The 19,508-nt window shown below is 65.4% G+C and carries 22 protein-coding genes and 1 tRNA gene; 8 read left to right on the forward strand and 15 right to left on the reverse strand.

The genetic code is table 11. The features are described from left to right. Nucleotide 1: 1 nt before the first annotated feature. Complete coding sequence (locus FHS75_RS10175; RefSeq protein WP_179407620.1) at nucleotides 2-748, reverse strand: electron transfer flavoprotein subunit beta/FixA family protein; 747 nt, start codon at nucleotides 746-748, stop codon at nucleotides 2-4. Between the two features lie 134 nt (nucleotides 749-882). Beyond that, entirely contained in the window at nucleotides 883-2,082 is a 1,200-nt protein-coding gene (gene sucC, locus FHS75_RS10180) for an ADP-forming succinate--CoA ligase subunit beta (protein ID WP_179407621.1), read from the reverse strand. 138 nt (nucleotides 2,083-2,220) lie between these two features. Between sucC and FHS75_RS10185 the strand changes: the two genes are divergently transcribed. Beyond that, nucleotides 2,221-3,006, forward strand: coding sequence for a 3'(2'),5'-bisphosphate nucleotidase CysQ (locus tag FHS75_RS10185; protein WP_179407622.1), 786 nt, complete (start codon nucleotides 2,221-2,223; stop codon nucleotides 3,004-3,006). 64 nt (nucleotides 3,007-3,070) lie between these two features. On the opposite strand, the gene FHS75_RS10190 is transcribed toward FHS75_RS10185, so the two are convergent. After that, nucleotides 3,071-3,754, reverse strand: a complete 684-nt coding sequence (locus FHS75_RS10190; RefSeq protein ID WP_179407623.1) for a YiaD family glycine zipper/OmpA-like lipoprotein — start codon at nucleotides 3,752-3,754, stop codon at nucleotides 3,071-3,073. A 166-nt stretch (nucleotides 3,755-3,920) separates the two neighbouring features. Here FHS75_RS10190 and FHS75_RS10195 point away from each other — a divergent pair, with 166 nt between their 5' ends. Then, on the forward strand, nucleotides 3,921-5,261 hold the full coding sequence (locus FHS75_RS10195; protein ID WP_179407624.1) for a hemolysin family protein: 1,341 nt from the start codon (nucleotides 3,921-3,923) through the stop codon (nucleotides 5,259-5,261). A gap of 22 nt (nucleotides 5,262-5,283) precedes the next feature. Here FHS75_RS10195 and FHS75_RS10200 read toward each other — a convergent pair whose 3' ends face one another. From FHS75_RS10200 to FHS75_RS10240, 9 genes are read right to left on the reverse strand one after another with little or no spacing between them, the layout of a single operon-like run. Next, nucleotides 5,284-5,694, reverse strand: coding sequence for a DUF3035 domain-containing protein (locus FHS75_RS10200; protein ID WP_179407625.1), 411 nt, complete (start codon nucleotides 5,692-5,694; stop codon nucleotides 5,284-5,286). Then, the gene (gene lspA, locus FHS75_RS10205) at nucleotides 5,691-6,212 is read right to left on the reverse strand and encodes a signal peptidase II (protein ID WP_179407626.1); all 522 of its coding nucleotides are present in this window, start codon (nucleotides 6,210-6,212) and stop codon (nucleotides 5,691-5,693) included. Before lspA ends, FHS75_RS10200 begins: the two co-directional genes overlap by 4 nt. Further along, nucleotides 6,209-9,130, reverse strand: a complete 2,922-nt coding sequence (ileS, locus tag FHS75_RS10210; RefSeq protein ID WP_179407627.1) for an isoleucine--tRNA ligase — start codon at nucleotides 9,128-9,130, stop codon at nucleotides 6,209-6,211. The genes lspA and ileS overlap by 4 nt, the downstream gene beginning before the upstream one ends. After that, complete coding sequence (locus FHS75_RS10215; RefSeq protein WP_179407628.1) at nucleotides 9,127-10,062, reverse strand: bifunctional riboflavin kinase/FAD synthetase; 936 nt, start codon at nucleotides 10,060-10,062, stop codon at nucleotides 9,127-9,129. The genes ileS and FHS75_RS10215 overlap by 4 nt, the downstream gene beginning before the upstream one ends. A gap of 8 nt (nucleotides 10,063-10,070) precedes the next feature. Next, complete coding sequence (locus FHS75_RS10220; protein ID WP_179407629.1) at nucleotides 10,071-10,571, reverse strand: dihydrofolate reductase; 501 nt, start codon at nucleotides 10,569-10,571, stop codon at nucleotides 10,071-10,073. Further along, nucleotides 10,568-11,626: a 5-(carboxyamino)imidazole ribonucleotide synthase gene (locus FHS75_RS10225; RefSeq protein WP_179407630.1), complete on the reverse strand. Its 1,059-nt coding sequence runs from the start codon at nucleotides 11,624-11,626 to the stop codon at nucleotides 10,568-10,570. Before FHS75_RS10225 ends, FHS75_RS10220 begins: the two co-directional genes overlap by 4 nt. 10 nt (nucleotides 11,627-11,636) lie before the next feature. Continuing rightward, nucleotides 11,637-12,101, reverse strand: a complete 465-nt coding sequence (gene purE, locus FHS75_RS10230; protein WP_179407796.1) for a 5-(carboxyamino)imidazole ribonucleotide mutase — start codon at nucleotides 12,099-12,101, stop codon at nucleotides 11,637-11,639. 37 nt (nucleotides 12,102-12,138) lie between these two features. Continuing rightward, nucleotides 12,139-12,825 (reverse strand): 2,3-diphosphoglycerate-dependent phosphoglycerate mutase, encoded by a 687-nt coding sequence (gene gpmA, locus FHS75_RS10235; RefSeq protein WP_179407631.1) that lies wholly within the window; start codon nucleotides 12,823-12,825, stop codon nucleotides 12,139-12,141. Between the two features lie 35 nt (nucleotides 12,826-12,860). After that, entirely contained in the window at nucleotides 12,861-13,004 is a 144-nt protein-coding gene (locus FHS75_RS10240; RefSeq protein ID WP_179407632.1) for a hypothetical protein, read from the reverse strand. A gap of 123 nt (nucleotides 13,005-13,127) precedes the next feature. Between FHS75_RS10240 and FHS75_RS10245 the strand changes: the two genes are divergently transcribed. The 4 genes from FHS75_RS10245 to FHS75_RS17860 all read left to right on the forward strand — a co-directional run bounded on the left by FHS75_RS10245 (nucleotide 13,128) and on the right by FHS75_RS17860 (nucleotide 15,880). Beyond that, nucleotides 13,128-13,202 (forward strand) — tRNA-Thr (locus FHS75_RS10245). Between the two features lie 171 nt (nucleotides 13,203-13,373). After that, a complete protein-coding gene (locus FHS75_RS10250) occupies nucleotides 13,374-13,949 on the forward strand; it encodes a lytic transglycosylase domain-containing protein (RefSeq protein ID WP_179407633.1) in 576 nt (191 codons plus the stop codon). 11 nt (nucleotides 13,950-13,960) lie between these two features. Further along, entirely contained in the window at nucleotides 13,961-14,908 is a 948-nt protein-coding gene (locus FHS75_RS10255; protein ID WP_179407634.1) for a TrbG/VirB9 family P-type conjugative transfer protein, read from the forward strand. 3 nt (nucleotides 14,909-14,911) lie between these two features. After that, the gene (locus tag FHS75_RS17860; RefSeq protein ID WP_229735540.1) at nucleotides 14,912-15,880 is read left to right on the forward strand and encodes a TraB/TrbI/VirB10 family type IV secretion system protein; all 969 of its coding nucleotides are present in this window, start codon (nucleotides 14,912-14,914) and stop codon (nucleotides 15,878-15,880) included. A gap of 27 nt (nucleotides 15,881-15,907) precedes the next feature. Here FHS75_RS17860 and galU read toward each other — a convergent pair whose 3' ends face one another. Continuing rightward, the gene (gene galU, locus FHS75_RS10265) at nucleotides 15,908-16,783 is read right to left on the reverse strand and encodes a UTP--glucose-1-phosphate uridylyltransferase GalU (protein WP_179407635.1); all 876 of its coding nucleotides are present in this window, start codon (nucleotides 16,781-16,783) and stop codon (nucleotides 15,908-15,910) included. A gap of 129 nt (nucleotides 16,784-16,912) precedes the next feature. Between galU and murA the strand changes: the two genes are divergently transcribed. Then, entirely contained in the window at nucleotides 16,913-18,196 is a 1,284-nt protein-coding gene (murA, locus tag FHS75_RS10270) for a UDP-N-acetylglucosamine 1-carboxyvinyltransferase (RefSeq protein ID WP_179407636.1), read from the forward strand. 55 nt (nucleotides 18,197-18,251) lie between these two features. Next, the gene (locus FHS75_RS10275; RefSeq protein WP_179407637.1) at nucleotides 18,252-18,473 is read left to right on the forward strand and encodes a hypothetical protein; all 222 of its coding nucleotides are present in this window, start codon (nucleotides 18,252-18,254) and stop codon (nucleotides 18,471-18,473) included. Nucleotides 18,474-18,523: 50 nt separating this feature from the next. Here the strand turns inward: FHS75_RS10275 and FHS75_RS10280 are convergent, their stop codons facing one another. Together FHS75_RS10280 and phbB are read right to left on the reverse strand one after the other, a co-directional pair. Next, entirely contained in the window at nucleotides 18,524-18,769 is a 246-nt protein-coding gene (locus tag FHS75_RS10280; RefSeq protein ID WP_229735541.1) for a ribbon-helix-helix domain-containing protein, read from the reverse strand. A gap of 13 nt (nucleotides 18,770-18,782) precedes the next feature. Next, a complete protein-coding gene (gene phbB / locus FHS75_RS10285; RefSeq protein ID WP_179407639.1) occupies nucleotides 18,783-19,505 on the reverse strand; it encodes an acetoacetyl-CoA reductase in 723 nt (240 codons plus the stop codon). Between the last annotated feature and the right edge of the window lie 3 nt (nucleotides 19,506-19,508).

The raw sequence follows: 19,508 nt of genomic DNA on the forward strand, positions 1-19,508 counted from the left end.
CTTATACGACTCCCATGTCCTTGAGCTTGGCGACAAGCGCATCGACGTCCTCTACCTTGACGCCGGCCTGGCGGACCGGGGGCTCGGAGACGTTGAGCGTCTTGAGGCGCGGCGCGATGTCCACGCCGTAGTCGGCGGGCGTCTTGCTATCGAGCGGCTTCTTCTTCGCCTTCATGATGTTCGGCAGCGACGCATAGCGCGGCTCGTTGAGCCGCAGGTCGGTGGTGACGATCGCGGGCAGGGTCAGCTTGACCGTTTCGAGGCCGCCATCGACCTCGCGCGTAACCGACACGGCATCGCCGTCGATCTCGACCTTCGAGGCGAAAGTGCCTTGCGGCCGGCCCATCAGGGCGGCGAGCATCTGGCCGGTCTGGTTCGAATCGTCGTCGATCGCCTGCTTTCCGAGAATGACCATGCCCGGTTCCTCGGCCTCGGCGACAGCCTTCAGGATCTTGGCCACCGCGAGAGGTTCGACGTCCTCGTCGGTCTCGATGAGAATCGCCCGGTCGGCACCCATCGCCAGCGCCGTGCGCAGCGTTTCCTGCGCCTTGGCGGGACCGATCGACACGGCCACGATTTCCTCGGCCTTGCCCGCTTCCTTCAGCCGAATCGCTTCTTCGACCGCGATTTCGTCGAACGGGTTCATGCTCATCTTGACGTTGGCGAGATCGACGCCGGAACCGTCCGACTTCACCCGCGGCTTCACGTTGTAATCGATCACCCGCTTCACGGGCACGAGGATCTTCATGAGGTCTCGTCCTCTCTTGCTTCTGGCTCGCGATGCAGCGATCCGCATCACATAGTACGTTAGTGAACCATATTGTTGTTCACCGCCGCTGCGTCAATCCCCCGTCCAACGCACGGGGAACCGAATCGCTGCGTTCAGGCGGCTTGCTTGACTTCTGCGACGATCTTCTTCGCGGCATCGCCCAGGTCGTCGGCGGAGACGATCGCGAGGCCGGAGTTGTCGAGGATCTCCTTGCCCTTCTCGACATTCGTGCCTTCGAGGCGGACGACGAGCGGTACCGAGAGGTTCACGTCCTTCGCCGCCGCGACGATGCCGTCGGCGATGATGTCACACTTCATGATCCCGCCGAAGATGTTGACGAGGATGCCCTTCACCGCAGGATCGGACAGGATGATCTTGAAGGCCGCGGTGACCTTCTCCTTCGAGGCACCGCCGCCGACGTCGAGGAAGTTGGCGGGGAATGCGCCGTTCAGCTTGATGATGTCCATCGTCGCCATGGCAAGGCCCGCGCCATTCACCATGCAGCCGATGTTGCCGTCGAGCTTGATGTAGGCGAGGTCGTACTTGGAGGCCTCGACCTCGGCGGGATCTTCCTCGGTCTCGTCGCGCAGCGCCTCGACATCCGGGTGACGGTACAGCGCATTCGAATCGAAGCTCATCTTGGTGTCGAGAACGAGCAGGTTGCCGTCCTCGGTCTCGACCAGCGGGTTGATCTCGAGCATCGCGCAGTCGAGCGCCATGAAGGCCTCGTAAAGCTGCCTGGCGAGTTTCTGGGCCTGCTTGTTGAGATCGCCTTCCAGCTTGAGCCCGAACGCCACGGCGCGGGCGTGGTGCGGCATGAAGCCCTGTGCGGGATCGACCGTGATCGTGGTGATCTTCTCGGGAGTGGAGTGCGCTACTTCCTCGATGTCCATGCCGCCCTCGGTCGAAGCGATGATCGCGACGCGGCCGGTTGCGCGGTCCACCAGCATGGAGAGGTAGTACTCCCTGGCGATGTCGACGCCGTCGGTCACATAGAGGCGGTTCACCTGCTTGCCCGCATCTCCGGTCTGCACCGTCACCAGCGTGTTGCCGAGCATGTCCTTGGCATGCTCTTCGACTTCCTCGATCGACTTGGCGAGCCGGACACCACCCTTGGCGTCGGGGCCGAGCTCCTTGAACTTGCCCTTGCCGCGACCGCCGGCATGGATTTGCGCTTTCACCACGTAGAGCGGCCCGGGAAGTTTCTTCGCGCCTTCGACCGCTTCCTCTACCGTGAGGGCAGGGTGGCCGGCGGGGATGCCGACGCCGAATTTCGAAAGCAAGTCCTTGGCCTGGTACTCGTGGATGTTCATGGGCAATCGCTTTCCTGCTGGTGTCCTGGAAGCGCCTATCGAGGGGAGAGCCGCTTTTGCGTTGCCGCATAAGCACAACACGGGCAGCTTGAAAAGGCCCGGAGACCCGCCAAATCTGTCAGGTAGGCGCAGGAAATCATGATCGATCGCATCCGACTCGAAGCCATTATCCGGGAAGCCGGGCGAATCGCTCTCGGTGGCTGGCCGGGCGGTGGCCACTCGGTCGAGGTCTGGGAAAAGGCACCTGGCAACCCGGTGTCGGAGGCCGACCTTGCCGTCGACGCCTTCCTCAAGCGCGAGCTGGGTGCGCTGCTTCCCGCCGCCGGCTGGCTTTCCGAAGAGACGACCGACGCGCCCGAGCGCCTGCAGGACGGCCTTGTCTGGCTCGTCGACCCGATCGACGGCACGCGCGATTTCATTCGGGGACGGGACGGCTGGGCGATATCGGTCTGCCTCGTGAGCAACGGTCGCCCGCTGATGGGCTTCCTCTTCGCCCCGACCAGGGACGATTACTGGAGCGCCGAGGCCGGGAAGGGCAGCCGGCGCAACGGCACGCTGCTGGCAGCAAGCGCGCGGCGCGACCTGAAGGGCGCGCGTGTTCCCGCACATTCGCTCCCACGCGAGGATTCGGACGTGCTCGTCCCCGTCGAACAACCGAACAGCATCGCCTTGCGGATCGCGATGGTTGCTTCCGACGAGGCCGACATGGTTGCGACGCTTCGGTGGGGCTTCGAGTGGGATATTGCCGCGGCGGGCCTGATCGCGCGTGAGGCAGGCGCGGCGGTGACGGATGCTTTCGGTGCGCCGCTCAACTACAACAAGCGCGACCCGCGCGCCTTCGGTGTGCTGGTGACGGCCCCGGCCATGCATGCGCAGGCGGTCGGATACCTGTCCGAACGCGCAGCGCGGCTGTCACAGCTCTGACGTTCCCGAAAAGCGAAGGGCCGGCGCATGGCCGGCCCCTGCCACATCATCGTAAGCGGCTAGCTCAGTTCGCCGCCTGGACCTCGTCGGTCGTTACCGGCGTGATCTTGATCTCGACACGGCGGTTCAGCGCGCGGCCTTCCGGCGTCGAGTTGTCGGCGACCGGATAGGATTCGCCGAAGCCCTGGGTCTGGATACGCGCGGAATTGACTCCCCGCGAAATCAGGTAGCGTGCAACCGCGTCCGCGCGACGCTTGGACAGGTCCATGTTGTAGGCATCGGACCCGGTCGAGTCGGTGTGGCCGTAGACGTCGATCAGGCTGTCCGGGTACTGCTGCAGGTTCTGCGCGATCTGGTTGAGCGTCGACTGGAAGGTCGGGCTGATCGTGCTGCTGTCGACCGCGAAGGTCACGCCGTCGGGCAGGTTGACGAGGATGGCCTCACCGTCGCCCACTTCGGTCACGTCGATGCCGGAACCGGCAGTCTGCTCGCGGAGTTCCTTGATCTGCTTGTCCATCTGGTAGCCGACCGCGGCACCTGCCACGCCGCCGATGCCGGCGCCGAGGATGCGGGCCGTCTTGCCGCCGATTACGCTGCCCAGAAGGTATCCGAGGCCGGCCCCGCCGACACCGCCGATCGCGGTTCGCGAGACTTTCTGCTCGCCGGTGTTCGGATCGGTTACGCAGGCGGAAACGGTAACCAGCGAGAACGCTGCGAAACCGGACAACAGCAGGCGAGACTTTTTCATTTTGATCCCTTCCTCTCAAGCATCGGAAAATGTGACCTAGTGAACATTGATGGCGCTTGAATTGCAACTTCGTCAACGTTTGTTGCCCTGTCCGGTTCCACAATCCGCCATTCGCGCGATGCTTGGCCTTCGCCTTGCCGGTCCTTTCTGCTAGCGCTCCGGAATTGTGACGCCGTTTCCATGGTCCGACGTCCTCGTCATCGCGGGGCTTATCCTTCTTAATGGCCTGTTTGCCATGTCGGAACTGGCGATCGTTTCGGCGCGCCGGTCGCGGCTGAGCGTGTCCGCTGAGCGCGGCAGCAGTGCGGCAAGGACGGCTCTTGCGCTGGCGGCCGATCCGGGCAGGTTCCTGTCCACCGTCCAGATCGGCATTACCCTGATCGCCATCGTGTCGGGTGCCTATTCGGGAGCCAGCCTCGGCGGGCCGCTGGGCGAACGGCTCGTCGCGATAGGTGTTCCGCAAGACGTCTCGGGCGAGGCCGGCTTCGCGCTTGCCATCATCGCCACGACCTATTTCAGTCTCGTCATCGGAGAACTGGTACCCAAGCAGCTCGCCCTGCGCGCCGCCGAGCCCATAGCGATCGTTATGGCCCGCCCGATGGCCTGGCTCGCGAAGGCGATGGCACCCTTCGTCTGGCTGCTCGACCGTTCCTCGGCACTGGTCCTCAGCATTCTCTCGGTCCGGCGCTCCGGCGACGAGAAGCTGACTGCCGAGGAACTGCACATGATCTTCGCCGAAGCGACGCGTTCCGGCCTCATCGAGGAAGAGGAACGCGCGATGATGACCGGCATCCTGCGCATTGCCGAACGCCCCGTGCGTGAATTGATGACGCCGCGCACCGAACTGCACTGGATCGACCGCGAGGCCAGCGAATCGGAATTGCGCGCGCGAATCAAGGAATCGCCGCATTCGCTGCTTCCCGTGGCGGACGGTACCGCCGACACCATAGTCGGCGTGCTCAAGGTGCGCGAAGTGCTCGCGCTGCTGCTGGCCGGGCGCAAGGTCAGCATCGGCCGGCTGATGAAGAAGGCCGAGATCATCCCCGACCAGCTCGACGCGATGGATGCGCTTCGCATCCTCCAGCAGGCCGAAGTGGCGATGGCTATGGTCCACGACGAGTACGGCCATTTCGAAGGCGTCGTCACGCCCAACGATATCCTTGCCGCGATCGCGGGCAGTTTCGCCAGCCACCAGGACGAGGGTGACGAGCCGATGGTCGTCGAGCGCGAGGACGGTTCGCTGCTGGTATCGGGAGCGATGCCGGCGGACGCCTTGTCGGACCGGCTCGACCTCGAGCTGCCCGAGGATCGCGAATTCGCGACGGCAGCGGGATATGCGCTCTGGATCCTGAAGCGCCTTCCCAAGGAAGGCGAGCATTTCAGCGATCAGGGATGGCGGTTCGAGATCGTCGACATGGACGGCCTCAAGATCGACAAGCTGCTCGTCAGCATGATCGCCGAGCCGGTAGAGACGGCTTTGGAGTCGCCGTCACCGGGCGAAGGCTGACCGACGCGAACCGGTTCCGGACCTAGCCGCCGGCCTGGGTGCGAGCTTCGCGGCCGTCGCCTTCCGGCGCTGCGAGAATGTCGCGCGTCACCGAGCCCTTGGCGACGGTGTTGGTCGCGACGTCGCCGACACTCGAACGGATGCCAGGAGCTGATTCTCCGGCCATGCTCAGCGTGTTCGTCTCGATGCCGCTGCGAGCGGAGGGGCCGCCGAACAGCGCGTCGAGCGTCTGTTCCTGCAGGGTGCCTTCGGCAGGGCGCGGCTCGCCCTGACCCGGAGGCTGCAGCGAGAAGTCGGGCGGAACGACCAGCGGGCTCTTGCGCTGGACCGCGAACTCGTCGGGCCGTTCGCGATTGAACAGTCCGCCGCTGCTGCACGCCGAAAGCGCGACGGCAAGCGTCGTTGCGGTGATCAGGGCCTTGGTGGTCTTCATGATTGGCTCTCCGGGGCCGTGGTCGCTGTCTCTTCGGGCTTTTCGCGCGAAAGCAGCGAGCGGGCAATGATAATCAGGACGCCGATGGTAATCGCGGCATCGGCAATGTTGAAAATGAGGAACGGGCGGAAATCGCCGAAATGCAGGTCCGCAAAGTCGACGACATAGCCGAAGCGCACACGGTCCCGGATGTTGCCGAGCGCTCCGCCGAGCACGAGCCCGAGCGCGACGATCTCGTACATCGCCTTTTCGCGCAGCATCCAGACAAGCACCGCGATCGAGATGATCCCGGTCAGCGCGACCAGCATCCAGCGCATCTCGGGCGACTGTGCGGTCAGCATGCCGAGCGAAACGCCGAAATTCTGCGTCCACCGCAAGTCGAAGAAGGGCAGAATCTCGATCACGCCGACGGTACGTAGGTCGAGCGGGCCGAGCATGAGCCACTTGACGAACTGGTCGGCCACGAAAATCGCTGCCGCCAGCGCGAGACCGGTCATGCGCCGTCCGCGCAGTGTCATTGCGCGCCCTCCAGCGAGGCGACGACGCTTTCGCACCGGCCGCACAATTCGCCGTCCGACCCGACTTCGGGAAGGTGGCGCCAGCAGCGACCGCACTTGTGATGGGACGTACGCGAGACGGACACGTCGTCGCCTTGCCCGCGCGCGACTGACGCGGTGATGAACAATTCCTCTAGATCTGCCTCTGGCGCCGCTCCCGGAACCGTCACCTCGGCCTCGAGGCTCGAGCGGACGACTTTCTCGCGCCGTAGCGGCTCGATCGCCTCGTTCACGTCCTCGCGCAAGTCGCGCAGCGCCTTCCACCGCGCCCGGTCCGCCTCGACCTCCGGAACTTCCGGCCATTCGAGCAGGTGGATGCTGCCGGCATCGGGGAAGCGTGTCTGCCAGACCTCCTCGGCGGTGAACACGAGGACTGGCGCGGCGTAGCGGACGAGCGCATGGAACAGCGCGTCGAGCACGGTGCGATAGGCGCGACGCCCGGGATCGTCCGGCGCGTCGCAGTAGAGACAGTCCTTGCGGATGTCGAAGAAGAAGGCCGACAGGTCCTCGTTGCAGAAATCGACGAGCGCGCGGGTGTAATCGTTGAAGTCGAACTCGTCGACGCAGCCGCGCAGCTTGCCGTCAAGATCGCCGAGCAGCGCCAGCACGTATCGTTCGAGCTCGGGCATTTCGGCGATTTCGACCCGCTCGCTTTCGTCGAAGTCGGCGAGCGCGCCCAGCAGGTAGCGGAACGTGTTGCGCAGCTTGCGGTACTGGTCCGCCACGCCCTTCAGGATCTGGTCGCCGATGCGGTGGTCTTCGGTATAGTCGACCGAAAGTGCCCAGAGCCGGATGATGTCCGCGCCGTACTGCTCCATGACCTGCAGCGGGCTTACCGTATTGCCCTTGGACTTCGACATCTTCTCGCCCCTGGCATCCATCGTGAAGCCATGGGTGAGGACTGCCTTGTAGGGCGCGCGACCACGAGTGCCGCACGATTCGAGGAGCGAGGACTGGAACCAGCCGCGATGCTGGTCCGACCCTTCGAGGTAGAGGTCGGCCGGGCTGCGCAGTTCGGGCCACTTGCCGCTTTCGAGGACGAAGGCGTGCGTCGATCCCGAATCGAACCAGACGTCGAGGATGTCGGTGATCCGCTCGAAATCCTCGATATTGTAGCCATCGCCGAGCAGCGCCTGCGCGTTTTCGTCCGACCAGGCATCGACGCCGCCGTTCCTTATCGCCGTGACGATGCGGGCGTTGACTTGCGGATCGGCGAGATACTGGCCGGACTTGCGATCGACGAACAGCGTGATCGGCACGCCCCAGGCGCGCTGGCGAGACAGGACCCAGTCGGGCCGGCCCTCGACCATGCTGCCGATGCGGTTGCGGCCCTTTGCGGGCACGAAGCGCGTTTCGGCAAGCGCACCCAGCGCCGTTTCGCGCAGCGTCCGGTCGCCGTGTGCCTGCATCGGCTTGTCCATCGGTACGAACCACTGCGGCGTGCAGCGGAAGATGATCTTCTTCTTCGAGCGCCAGCTATGTGGATAAGAATGTTGATAATCTGCGGACGCACTGAGCAAAGCTCCAGCGGACTTGAGGTCTTCGCAAATCGGCCCGCCGGTGCCGTCATCGCCCGGCGGCGCGTTCAGGTTCGGATTGATGACCGCGCGGCGGCGTTCGTCGCTGCCGCCCAGCCACGGCCAATCGTCGCGGTAGAGCCCGTCCGGCCCGACCGCGAAGACAGGTTCCAGCCCGTGCGCCTTGCACAGGTCGAAATCGTCCTCGCCGTGGTCGGGCGCCATGTGGACGAGGCCGGTGCCGCTGTCGGTCGTCACGAAGTCCGACCCGTCGAGCAGCGGGCGCGGTCGGGCGAAGAACTCGCTCTCGGGCAATGCATCCGCCATCGGGTGGCGGGCCTTCGTGCCGGCAAGTTCGGAGCCCTTGAGGCGCTTCAGGATATGCGGGACGAGCAGCGTTTCCTCGCCCGCTTCGGACGCCTCGACCTTGTCGTGCACGAGGCTGCGCATGCGTGCGACGAGCTTTTCGAGCAGGACCTCTGCGACGAGCACCTTGCGCCCTACCTGCGAGCGTGCACCCGGTTCCGCGGAGGGGTGCGCCTTTGCTCCGTACCCCTCCGGTTCGGCATCGAATGCGACGAGCACGTAGTCGACATCCGACCCGTAGGCGATCGCCTGGTTGACCGGGATCGTCCAGGGCGTGGTCGTCCAGATCACCGCGTGCGCGCCGACCAGTTCGTCGACCGCGCTCTCGACGATCTCGAACGCGACGTCGATCTGGGTCGAGACGATGTCCTCGTACTCGACCTCGGCCTCGGCGAGCGCGGTCTTCTCGACGGGCGACCACATCACCGGCTTCGCGCCGCGATAGAGCATGCCGCTTTCGGCAAACTTCAGGAGTTCGGCCACGATCAGCGACTCGGCGGCGAAGTCCATCGTCAGGTAGGGATTGTCCCAGTCGCCCCCGATACCGAGGCGCTTCAGCTGTTCGCGCTGCACGTCGACCCAGTGCGCGGCATAGGCGCGGCACTCGGCGCGGAATTCGCGCGGCGGGACCTCGTCCTTGTTCTTCTTCTTCTTGCGGTACTGCTCCTCGACCTTCCATTCGATGGGCAGGCCGTGGCAGTCCCAGCCCGGAACGTAGGGAGCATCCTTGCCGAGCAGGGTCTGCGTGCGCACCACCATGTCCTTCAGCACATGGTTTAGCGCGTGGCCGACGTGGATGTCGCCGTTGGCGTAAGGCGGTCCGTCGTGGAGGATGAACTTCTCTCGCCCCGCGCGCGCATCGCGGATACGGCGGTAAAGGTCCTGTTCCTGCCAGCGCGCCAGGATGCCCGGCTCCTTCTGGGGAAGGCCGGCCTTCATCGGGAAATCGGTCTTCGGAAGGAAGACAGTATCTCTGTAGTCGCGCTCGTCGGTCATGTTGCGGTGGCGCTTAGGAGTTTCCTTGCATCCTCGCAATCCTTGCGCATCTGCGCGACGAGCGGATCGATGCCCTCGAATTTCGCTTCGGGCCGGATGAAGTGGTGGAATGCCACCTCGATTTCCTGCCCGTACAGGTCACCCGAGAAGTCGAACAAGTACGGTTCGAGCAACTCCCTTGGCGGATCGAAGGTAGGACGAACCCCGATGTTGGCTGCGCCTTGCACCACGCGCCCGTCGGGCAGCTTCCCGGTCACCGCGTAGATTCCAAATCGCGGCCTGAGATACGATCCGAGATCGAGATTTGCCGTGGGATAGCCGATTTCGCGCCCTCGCTTGTCGCCATGCCGGACCGTGCCTCGCATCGCAAAGGGTCGGGTCAGCAACCTTGCGGCGCCTTGCGGATTACCGGCTCTCAGCGCCTCGCGTATCCGGGTCGAGGACACCGGTTCTGCCTCGTCGCTGACGGCGGCGACCTTGCGCGTCTCGATGCCCAGATCGGCTGCCCATGCGCGCAAGCGATCGGGATTACCGCCTCGCCCGTTGCCGAATGTAAAGTCCTCTCCCGTCACCAGGCCTGCCGCGTCGAAATCGCCTTCCAGCATTCCGGATACCCATTCCTCTGCGGGCATAGAGGCCAGCTCCGCGTCGAAGTGGAACACGAGCATCGCATCGGCGCCGGCAGCCTCGAACAGGTCCTGCCGCTGGTCGAGCGTCGTCAGCCTGAAAGGCGCGGTATCGGGTGCGAAATAGCGGACCGGATGCGGATCGAAGGTGGCCACGATGGCGGGCCGCTCCTCGCGCCTCGCCCAGTCGATCGCTTCGCCGACCACAGCCTGGTGGCCCAGGTGGAACCCGTCGAAATTGCCGAGCGCGATGATCGCGCCGCGATACTCCGGCGGAAGGGGATCGCGATGGTCGAGGCGAATCATGGCGGCCGCTATAGGCTGCGGACGAGAGTGACGAAAGAAAAGGCGGGCCGGTCGCCGTCCGCCGGATGATCTTCACGCATGGTTTCGGTCCATTGGCCGCCGATCGCCGGCAGGTGCGCGTCGCCCTCGTAATCGGCATGAACCTCGGTCAGCTCGATGCGCCGGGCCAGTGGCTCGAAAAGATCGTAAATCTGCGCGCCGCCGATCACCGCGACTTCGCCTTGCCCGGCGCGTTCCAGCGCCTCGCCCACCGAATGCACAGGCTCCGCCCCGTCGGCCTGCCACTCGCGGTCCCGCGTGAGAACGATGTGCCTGCGGCCCGGAAGCGGCTTGCCAAGGCTCTCGAAAGTCTTGCGTCCCATGATCATCGGCAGGCCGGTGCCGTACGCACCCATGGTCAGACGCTTGAAACGCTTCAGGTCGACCGGGAGATGCCAGGGCATCGCGTTGTCGCGCCCGATCGTACCGTTGGCAGCACGCGCGAAAATGAGGAAAAGTTCGGCGCTCAACCGAGGATCAGCCGCGTCACGTGCCCCATCTTCCGCCCCGGTCGCGCCGCCGCCTTGCCGTAGAGATGGAGATGGTTCGCCGGATCGGAGAGAATCTGCGCCCAGTCGTTCGCCGAATCCCCGAGGATGTTGTGCATCTCGACACCCGTCGCGGCCAGACCCGGATCGCCCAGCGGCAGCCCGCAGATGGCGCGGACGTGGTTCTCGAACTGGCTGGTGAGCGCCCCCTCGATAGTCCAGTGACCCGAATTGTGGACGCGCGGCGCCATCTCGTTGAAGACCGGACCTTCGGACGTCGCGAAAAACTCGCACGTCAGCACGCCGATGTATCCAAGCCGCTCGGCCACTTTCGCCGCAAGATCGCGTGCGGCGTCGACATGCGCCTGCACCGCCGAAGAGGCCGGAACGGTCGAACGCGCAAGGATGCCGCCTTCGTGCTCGTTGACGGGGGTATCCCAGAACCGGATGTCCCCGTCCTCGGCGCGGCACAGGATGACCGAGAACTCGGCGTCGAACTTCACGAAACCTTCGTAGACGAGCGGCGCGCCGGAAAGTTCGATATTCCCGGCGTCCGAAGCCTCTCGCAATCGCCACTGCCCCTTGCCGTCATAGCCGTCGCGCCGGGTCTTGAGGATACCCGGCAGGCCGATCCGTTCAATCGACGACTCCAGATCGGCAATCGTGTCGACCGCCGCGTATGGCGCGGGGCGTCCTCCCAGCCCCTCGACGAAACGCTTTTCGGCGAGCCTGTCCTGCGCGGTTTCGAGCGCGCGCGGATGCGGCCGGAGCAGCGATTCGTCGAGCGCGGCGAGCGGCGCGACCGGCACGTTCTCGAACTCGTAGGTTATTACCGCGCAGTCGGCGGCGAAGCGCGCCATCGCGGCGGCATCGTCCCACGCGGCGCTGGTGAATGCAGCGCAGACCTCGGCGGCGACGCACTGTTCCTCGGGCGCGTATACGTGTGTTCGGTAGCCGAGTTGCGCGGCGGCCATCGCCATCATGCGGCCAAGCTGGCCGCCACCGAGAATACCGATGGTCTCGCCGGGAGGGATCATGGCTGCGATGTCATCCCTCTGCCGAGGGGCGCTCGGCGACCGAAGCTGTCTGCTCCGCGCGAAAGGCGATCAGGCGCTCGGCCAGCGCTTCGTCGGTCGTGGCGAGGATCGCGGCGGCTAGCAATCCGGCATTTGTCGCGCCTGCCTCGCCGATTGCGAGTGTGCCCACCGGAATCCCGGCCGGCATCTGGACGATGGAAAGCAGGCTGTCCTGTCCTGACAGCGCCTTCGACTTTACCGGCACTCCGAGCACGGGAAGGTGGGTCATCGCGGCGACCATGCCGGGAAGGTGCGCGGCACCCCCGGCACCGGCGATGATGACCCTGAAGCCTTCGCCGGCAGCGCCCTCGGCGAATTCGACGAGCCGCCTCGGCGTGCGGTGTGCCGACACGATACGCACGTCGCTTGCCACGCCCAGCTTGTCGAGCGCGTCCGCCGCACACTTCATCGTCGGCCAGTCGGACTGGCTTCCCATCACGATCGCGACGGCAGGAGTGGACGCGCCTGTCACGTCAGCGCTCCGAGAGGTAATAGCGCTCGACTTCCGCCATCTCGTCGTCGAGTTCGTAGACGATCGGCTGGCCGGTCGGGATCTCGAGGCCGGTGATCTCGTCGTCCGAAATGCCCGAGAGATGCTTCACGAGCGCGCGCAACGAATTGCCGTGAGCCGATACCAGCACGCAGGCACCCGCCTTGAGATGCGGTACGATGCTGCTTTGGTAGTAGGGCAGCACCCGTGCGATCGTGTCCTTGAGGCTTTCCGTCGTCGGCACCGTCGCGTTGGCGTAGCGCGGGTCTCCCGAAAGGTCGAAGCGCGATCCGGGCTCCATGTCCGGCGGCGGCGTGTCGAAGCTGCGGCGCCAGATATGCACCTGCTCGTCACCGTGTTTCGCGGCGGTCTCGGCCTTGTCGAGACCGGTAAGTCCGCCGTAGTGCCGCTCGTTGAGGCGCCAGTCCTTGGTCTCGGGAATCCAGAGACGGTTCGCTTCCTCGAGCGCCAGGTGCAGCGTACGGATCGCGCGGGTCTGGAACGAGGTGAAGGCGACCGTGGGCAGCATGCCCTTCGCAGCGAGGAGCCTGCCCGCCTCACGCGCTTCGGCCTCGCCCTTTTCGGTCAGGTCGACATCCCACCAGCCGGTAAAGCGGTTTTCGAGGTTCCACTGGCTCTGGCCGTGGCGAACGAGGATCAGGCGTGGCAAGGCAACAGGCTCCTTGGGTTCGGGAGCCAGACCCCCTAGCTTTTCGGGGGCGGATTGGGAAGTCCGGCGTTGTCCGGCTCGTCCAGCCTGCTTCGCGCCTGCGCCTTGCGGCGGCGAAGATTCTCGCGAAGCTTGGCGGCCAGCCGCTCCTCGCGGGTCATCTCGTCCTTCTCCGGCATAAGGCCGACTTGCCGCGCGAACGGCGAAACCGCAAGGCTTCACTTGACATCGACGGCGCGCGAGACAATAGCGCGCGCCTGCCCGGCGGCCTCAGGGCGCGCCGGACGTAACCGGTCGGGATCGCTGCTGTAGCTCAGTGGTAGAGCGCACCCTTGGTAAGGGTGAGGTCGGGAGTTCAATCCTCCCCAGCAGCACCATCCGCGCAGCCGCAGCCGGCGAGGCGACGGGGCGGAGCGACCGGGTCCGCGTGCGGGAGCGCTTGCTGCACTGGCGAAGAAGGCGCGATTGCAGTAGTTTGCCGGATACGAATCACGGCAGGGAGAACCGGGCAGTTGACCTTTCGGGCGATCTACAGGACCGCAACCGCAATGTCGTTCGCGTTGGCGCCGTTCGCGGCGCATGCCGATGTCCTTGAAATCGACGCGTCCGGTTACGGCTGGGTCGCAGGTGGTCCGAAGGCTGCCGCAATCGTGGCGGAGCCCGTCGGCGGGTCGGCCCCGATCGTCGATTCCGCACCGCACCCGCAGTCCATAACCGAAGTTTCGGTCGAGGCCGGCCCCGCGCAGTGGCGCGCCCGCGTGGCCGAACTGGCCGCCAAGTACGATATCAGCCCGACGCTCCTCGAAGCAGTGGTCTGGCAGGAAAGCCGCTGGAACGCCCGCGCGATCTCGCCAGTCGGCGCGCGCGGCCTTGCGCAGCTGATGCCTGGCACCGCGCGCGACATGGGCGTCGACCCCGACGATCCCCACGCCAACCTCGAAGGCGGCGCTCGCTACCTGCGGATGCAGCTCGACGCTTTCGACGGCGACATCGAAAAGGCGCTTGCCGCGTACAACGCAGGGCCTGGCCGCGTGATAAGGGCAGGCGGCATCCCCCGCATTCGCGAGACGCAGGCCTACGTGGCTTCGATCATGTCGCGGCTCTCGCAGCCGGTTCGCAAGTAGCCACTGTGTCAATGCGCCCGATCCTCGGCGGAGCCGGCGCGGCATTGCTGCTGGCCTCCCTTCCGGTGGCCGCGCAGGATGCGCGCCTTGTCGACGTTCCTTACCAGGAGCGCGAAGTCGTCAAGATCGACAGCAAGCTCGGAATTCAGGCGACGGTCGCTTTCGAGGACGGGGAGCTGATCGAGAACGTCGCGGTGGGCGATGCCGAGAACTGGCAGATCACCCCGAACAAGCGTGCCGACCTGCTTTTCGTCAAGCCGCTCGAAGCTACCGCGCGTACCAACATGACCGTCGTGACCAACAGGCGTACCTATTTCTTCGATCTGGTCGCGACTCCGAAATCCGATCCCGTCTACATGCTCAGCTTCACCTACGGGCAGGTGCCCGGGGTCGCGAGCGCCGAAGCGACGCCCGAATTCTCCGAGGCCTTCGAGCAGATGGGCGCTCCAGCGACCGGCATGGCGAAGATCGAATCGCTGCGCCAGGAGCTGCTGGCCGGTGCGGCGACCGAGAACGTTGCGCCCCCGGCGAGTGCCGGCCCGGTCGAGGGCGCCTCCGCCGACCAGGCGGTCGACCCCGCGATGCTCAATTTCGCATGGCGCCAAGGCGGCTCCCGTCGTCTTATCCCGGCTCGGGTCTACGATGACGGGACATCGACCTACCTGCTCTGGGGAGAAGGACAGGACGTGCCGTCGATCCTCCTCGAAGGGGCGGACGGGACCGAGCAACCGGCGGAATATTCCTTGCGCGGAAACACGATCGTTCTCGCCCAGGTCCCCGAACGCATCCTCCTTCGCAACGGCAGCAGCCGCGCCTCGCTCGAAAACCTTCGCGAACCCGCCCCGGATGCGAACGATGGTTCCGCGACTGCCGCTTCGTCCGATAACGTCCCCGGCGCGGCAGTCGCCGATAGCCGGACGGCCAACACCACCCGCGGATCGCAGCCCGAGGAGAACTGACCCTTGGCCGATGGTCGGCAGCAACCTTCCGGGTCGATAATACCGACCGACGAGCGGCGACCGCTGGGCCAGGTAATCGACTTCACCTCGGGCAGGGCGATAGACGTTTCTCCGCCGCGCCGTTCGCCAAGATGGCAATGGCTTGTCGTGGCCGCGATCGCGGTGATCGCGGCGTTGGCCGGGCTGACCTGGTGGACCAGCGAGCAGGCGCGCAAAGAGCGCGTTCTGGCGGCGGCGGCGGCCTACGAATCGAGACCGCAACGCATCGAGTTTAGCGATATCGTGCGAGACCCGCTTCCGGCAGGCCTGCCCGACGCAATGCCAACGGAACCAGTGCCCTACGCTGCCTCCTCTTCGGGCGATACTACCGAGGAAAGCGCCGGCGTCCTGGCGCCGCCGCCGATGTCCCCCGTGCTGGCTGCCGCGCCCGAGGCTATTCCGGAGCAAGAGAAATTGTCCGAAGCCGCGCCGCCGAAGCGTGATCGCCGCTCGGTTCCGGTCCTCGTTTTCGATTCGAAGGGCGACACGGCGACGCGGACGGGGAGCGACGGGATACTGGCCCCGACGCCCGAGCGCTCGTCGACCCGCCAGGAACGGAAAGAGACGGTTCGCACCCCTGCGGCGGCTTCGCTGACGCGCGGAACCGTGATCCCCGCGATCCTTGAAACCGCCATCAATGCCGAATTACCGGGTTTCGTCCGAGCTGTCGTCAGCACCGACGTACGCTCGCACGACGGGGCCGGCGTCCTCGTCCCGCGTTCGTCCCGCCTCGTCGGGCGCTACGAGGGAACCGGCGCGGATGCCCGGGTCGTCTGGACAAGGCTCACCCGCCCCGACGGGACAGCCGTGAACCTTGGCGCGGGTGCTGCCACCACCGTGGTATCCTCGCGCAGCAAGGGCGACAGCCTGCGCGTCAGGCAGGGTGAACCGGTTCGCGTTTTCGTCGGAAAGACGGTCGCGCTCCCCGAGTAGGCCTGCCGGTTAGCGCGCGCCGGTCGCTCATCCCAGCATCCTGCGCATCAGCGCCTGCACGTCTGCGCCCATGTCCTCGCGCTCGAGGGCTAGGGCGAGAGTCGCTTCCACGAAACCCAGCTTCGAGCCGCAGTCGAAGCGACGTCCTTCGAAAGTGACGGCGTGAAAGGCCTGCTGGCCGATCATCCGCGCCATTGCATCGGTCAGCTGGATTTCTCCGCCCGCGCCCTTGCCCTGCGTTTCGAGCAGTCGCATGACTTCGGGCTGCAGGATATAGCGGCCCGACACGATCTTGTTCGACGGGGCTTCCTCGACCTTCGGTTTCTCGACGAGCCCCCTGACTTCGGTGAGCGGCCCGTCGACGTCGCCCGGAGTGATGACGCCGTACTTGTAGACCTCGTCGTGAGGCACCTCGAGGACGCTGATGAGATTGCCGCCTACGCGGTTGTAGGCATCGACCATCTGCTTGAGGCAGCCCGGCTCGCCCCACATCAGTTCGTCGGGCAGCAGGATCGCGAAGGGTTCGTTTCCGACGATGTCGCGCGCGCACCAGATCGCGTGGCCGAGGCCGAGTGGTTCTTGCTGGCGAACCGACGCGACGTTGCCCGGCTCGATCCGGGTACAGTCGAGCACCGAGAGGTCCTTTCCGCGCTCCTTCATCGTCGTCTCGAGTTCGAATGCGATGTCGAAATGGTCCTCGAGCGCGCCCTTTCCGCGACCAGTGACGAAAATCATCTGCTCGATCCCGGCTTCGCGGGCCTCGTCCACCGCGTACTGGATCAGCGGCCGGTCGACCACGCTGAGCATTTCCTTCGGGACCGCCTTGGTGGCGGGCAGGAAGCGGGTGCCGAGCCCGGCGACGGGAAAGACGGCCTTGCGAACGGGTTTGCGCGTGTCGGTCATGCTCTGGATCGTGCCCCTCGATTGTTTGCGTGGCGGTTAAAGCTCCTGATCCAAGCGCATGCAAGCACCGGCGGTTCCTTCCCGGCGGCTCCAACTTGCCGCGTCGGCAATTCGCGCTAATAGGCCGGGATGGACAAGATCATCATTCGCGGCGGCAAGAGGCTGACAGGCAGCATCCCGATTTCCGGAGCCAAGAACGCGGCCCTCACCCTGCTTCCCTGCGCTCTCCTCACCGACGAGCCGCTGACCCTGCGCAATCTCCCGCGCCTTGCGGACATCGACGGTTTCCAGCACCTGCTGAACCAGTTCGGTGTCTCGACCACGATCGCCGGATCACGTCCGGAGGATTTCGGGAGGGTAATGACGCTGGAAGCGCCGCGCATCACCAGTTCCGTCGCCCCGTACGAGCTCGTCCGGAAGATGCGCGCCTCGATCCTGGTCCTTGGCCCGATGCTCGCGAGGATGGGCGACGCGAAAGTCTCGCTGCCCGGCGGCTGCGCCATCGGGAACCGGCCGATCGACCTGCACCTGAAGGCACTCGAAGCGCTTGGCGCGGAAATCGAGCTGGCGCAGGGGTACGTGCGCGCATCCGCTCCCGATGGCGGCCTGCCGGGCGGGCGGTTCGGGTTTCCCGTGGTATCCGTCGGCGCAACCGAAAACGCCCTGATGGCCGCGGTCACGGCGCGCGGAAAGTCGACCCTGCACAATGCCGCGCGCGAGCCCGAGATCGTCGACCTGTGCAACCTCCTCGTCGCGATGGGCGCCGATATCGAGGGTATCGGCACTTCCGATCTCACGATCCATGGCGTTCCGCGTCTCCACGGTGCGACCTACCGGGTCATGCCCGACCGGATCGAGGCAGGCAGCTATGCTTGCGCGGCTGCCATCACCGCCGGCGAGGTCACCCTGGTCGGCGCCCAGATCGACCAGATGGAAGCGACCGTCCATGCGCTCCGCAACGCCGGCATTCACGTCGAGCCGAAGGACAAGGGCATCCTCGTCGCCGCCAACGGTGATCTTCGAGCGATCAATGTCTCGACCGCCCCCTATCCGGGCTTTGCGACCGACATGCAGGCGCAGCTCATGGCGATGCTGTGCTGTGCGAATGGAACCAGCGTTCTTACGGAGACGATATTCGAGAACCGCTACATGCACGTACCCGAACTGAATCGCATGGGCGCGCGGATCGAGACATCGGGGCGGACGGCGATTGTCCACGGTGTTCCGAAACTGTCGGGCGCCGAAGTCATGGCGACGGACCTGCGCGCGTCGATGAGCCTAGTCATCGCAGGCCTTGCGGCAGAGGGCGAAACACAGGTGCATCGCCTCTACCATCTCGACCGCGGTTACGAACGTCTCGAGGAAAAGCTCGCGCTGGTCGGCGCCGAAGTGGAGCGCGTCGGCGACGATTGACGGAAACCTCCTGCCCTCCTTGCGCGTTGAACGCACAAAGGAAAAGGAGAAGACCATGGGCCTCATCAAGTTGGCAGCAGCCGGTGCCGCCGGGTACGCATTCTACAAATACGCAACGCGCGAGAAGACCGAGCACGCCGCCTTCGCGGCATCCCAGAACGGAACCGTGCGCGATGCCGGGCCGCAAGCCATGCGGGACGAGCCGCGCCGCTGGCAGAAGACCGATGAGGAAAGCGACGAAAGCTTCCCGGCAAGCGACCCGCCCGCAAATTACTGACCCGTCACGTCGCACGAAAAAGGGCGAGGCTTCCGGCCTCGCCCCTTTTTTCATTGCGCCGTCCGGACGGCCTCCAGCACGAGCCAGACACGGATCGCACTTGCGAGGCCGGGCGGGATGTCGGCCTCGAGCCGCTCGGCATCGATGCGGGCGACAATGGCGTTCAGGGGAACGCCGCTACGCTCAGCGGCATCCTTGAGCAGATCCCAGAACACGGGTTCGAGGCTTATCGACGTCTTGTGGCCTGCGATCTCCACCGATCGCTTGACCGGCGGATGATAGCGGGTTCCAGGCAACGCCCGTCCCCGGTCAGTACATGTGCTGGCCGCCATTGATCGAGAGCGTCGATCCCGTCACGAAGGCCGCATCTTCGGATGCCAGGAACGCCACGCCGCGTGCGATCTCGTCGGCATGTCCGAGGCGGCCGACCGGGATGCGCGCGACGATCTTCTCGAGTACCGGCTCGGGAACGGCGGCGACCATGTCGGTATCGATGTAGCCGGGTGCGATCGCGTTGACCGTCACCCCGAATTTCGCGCCTTCCTGGGCCAGCGCCTTGGTGAAACCATGGATGCCGGACTTCGCGGCAGCGTAGTTGACCTGGCCGTACTGGCCGGCCTGCCCATTGACCGAGCCGATGTTGATGATCCGGCCCCACTTGCGTTCGCGCATCCCCGGAAACGTCGCTTTCGCCATGTTGAAGCAACCGCCGAGGTTGATGCGCATCACCTCGTTCCAGTCCTCGAAGCTCATCTTGTGCAGCGTTCCGTCGCGCGTGATGCCGGCGTTGTTGACGACGATGTCGACCGCACCGACCTCTTCGGCGACTTTCGCGCAGCCGTCGAGGCATGCCTGGTGGTCGCCCACGTCCCATTTGTAAGCCGGGATGCCGGTTTCTTCGCTGAATTCCCGCGCGCGCTCATCGTTTCCGGCGTAGACCGCCACGGGCGTATGGCCGAGTTCCTTCAGCGCCACGGAAATTGCGGCGCCGATACCCCGGCTGCCTCCGGTTACGATTGCGACTCGCGACATAGC

It is taken from the genome of Novosphingobium marinum, from assembly GCF_013408095.1.
GTDB classification, from domain to species: Bacteria; Pseudomonadota; Alphaproteobacteria; order Sphingomonadales; family Sphingomonadaceae; genus Novosphingobium; species Novosphingobium marinum.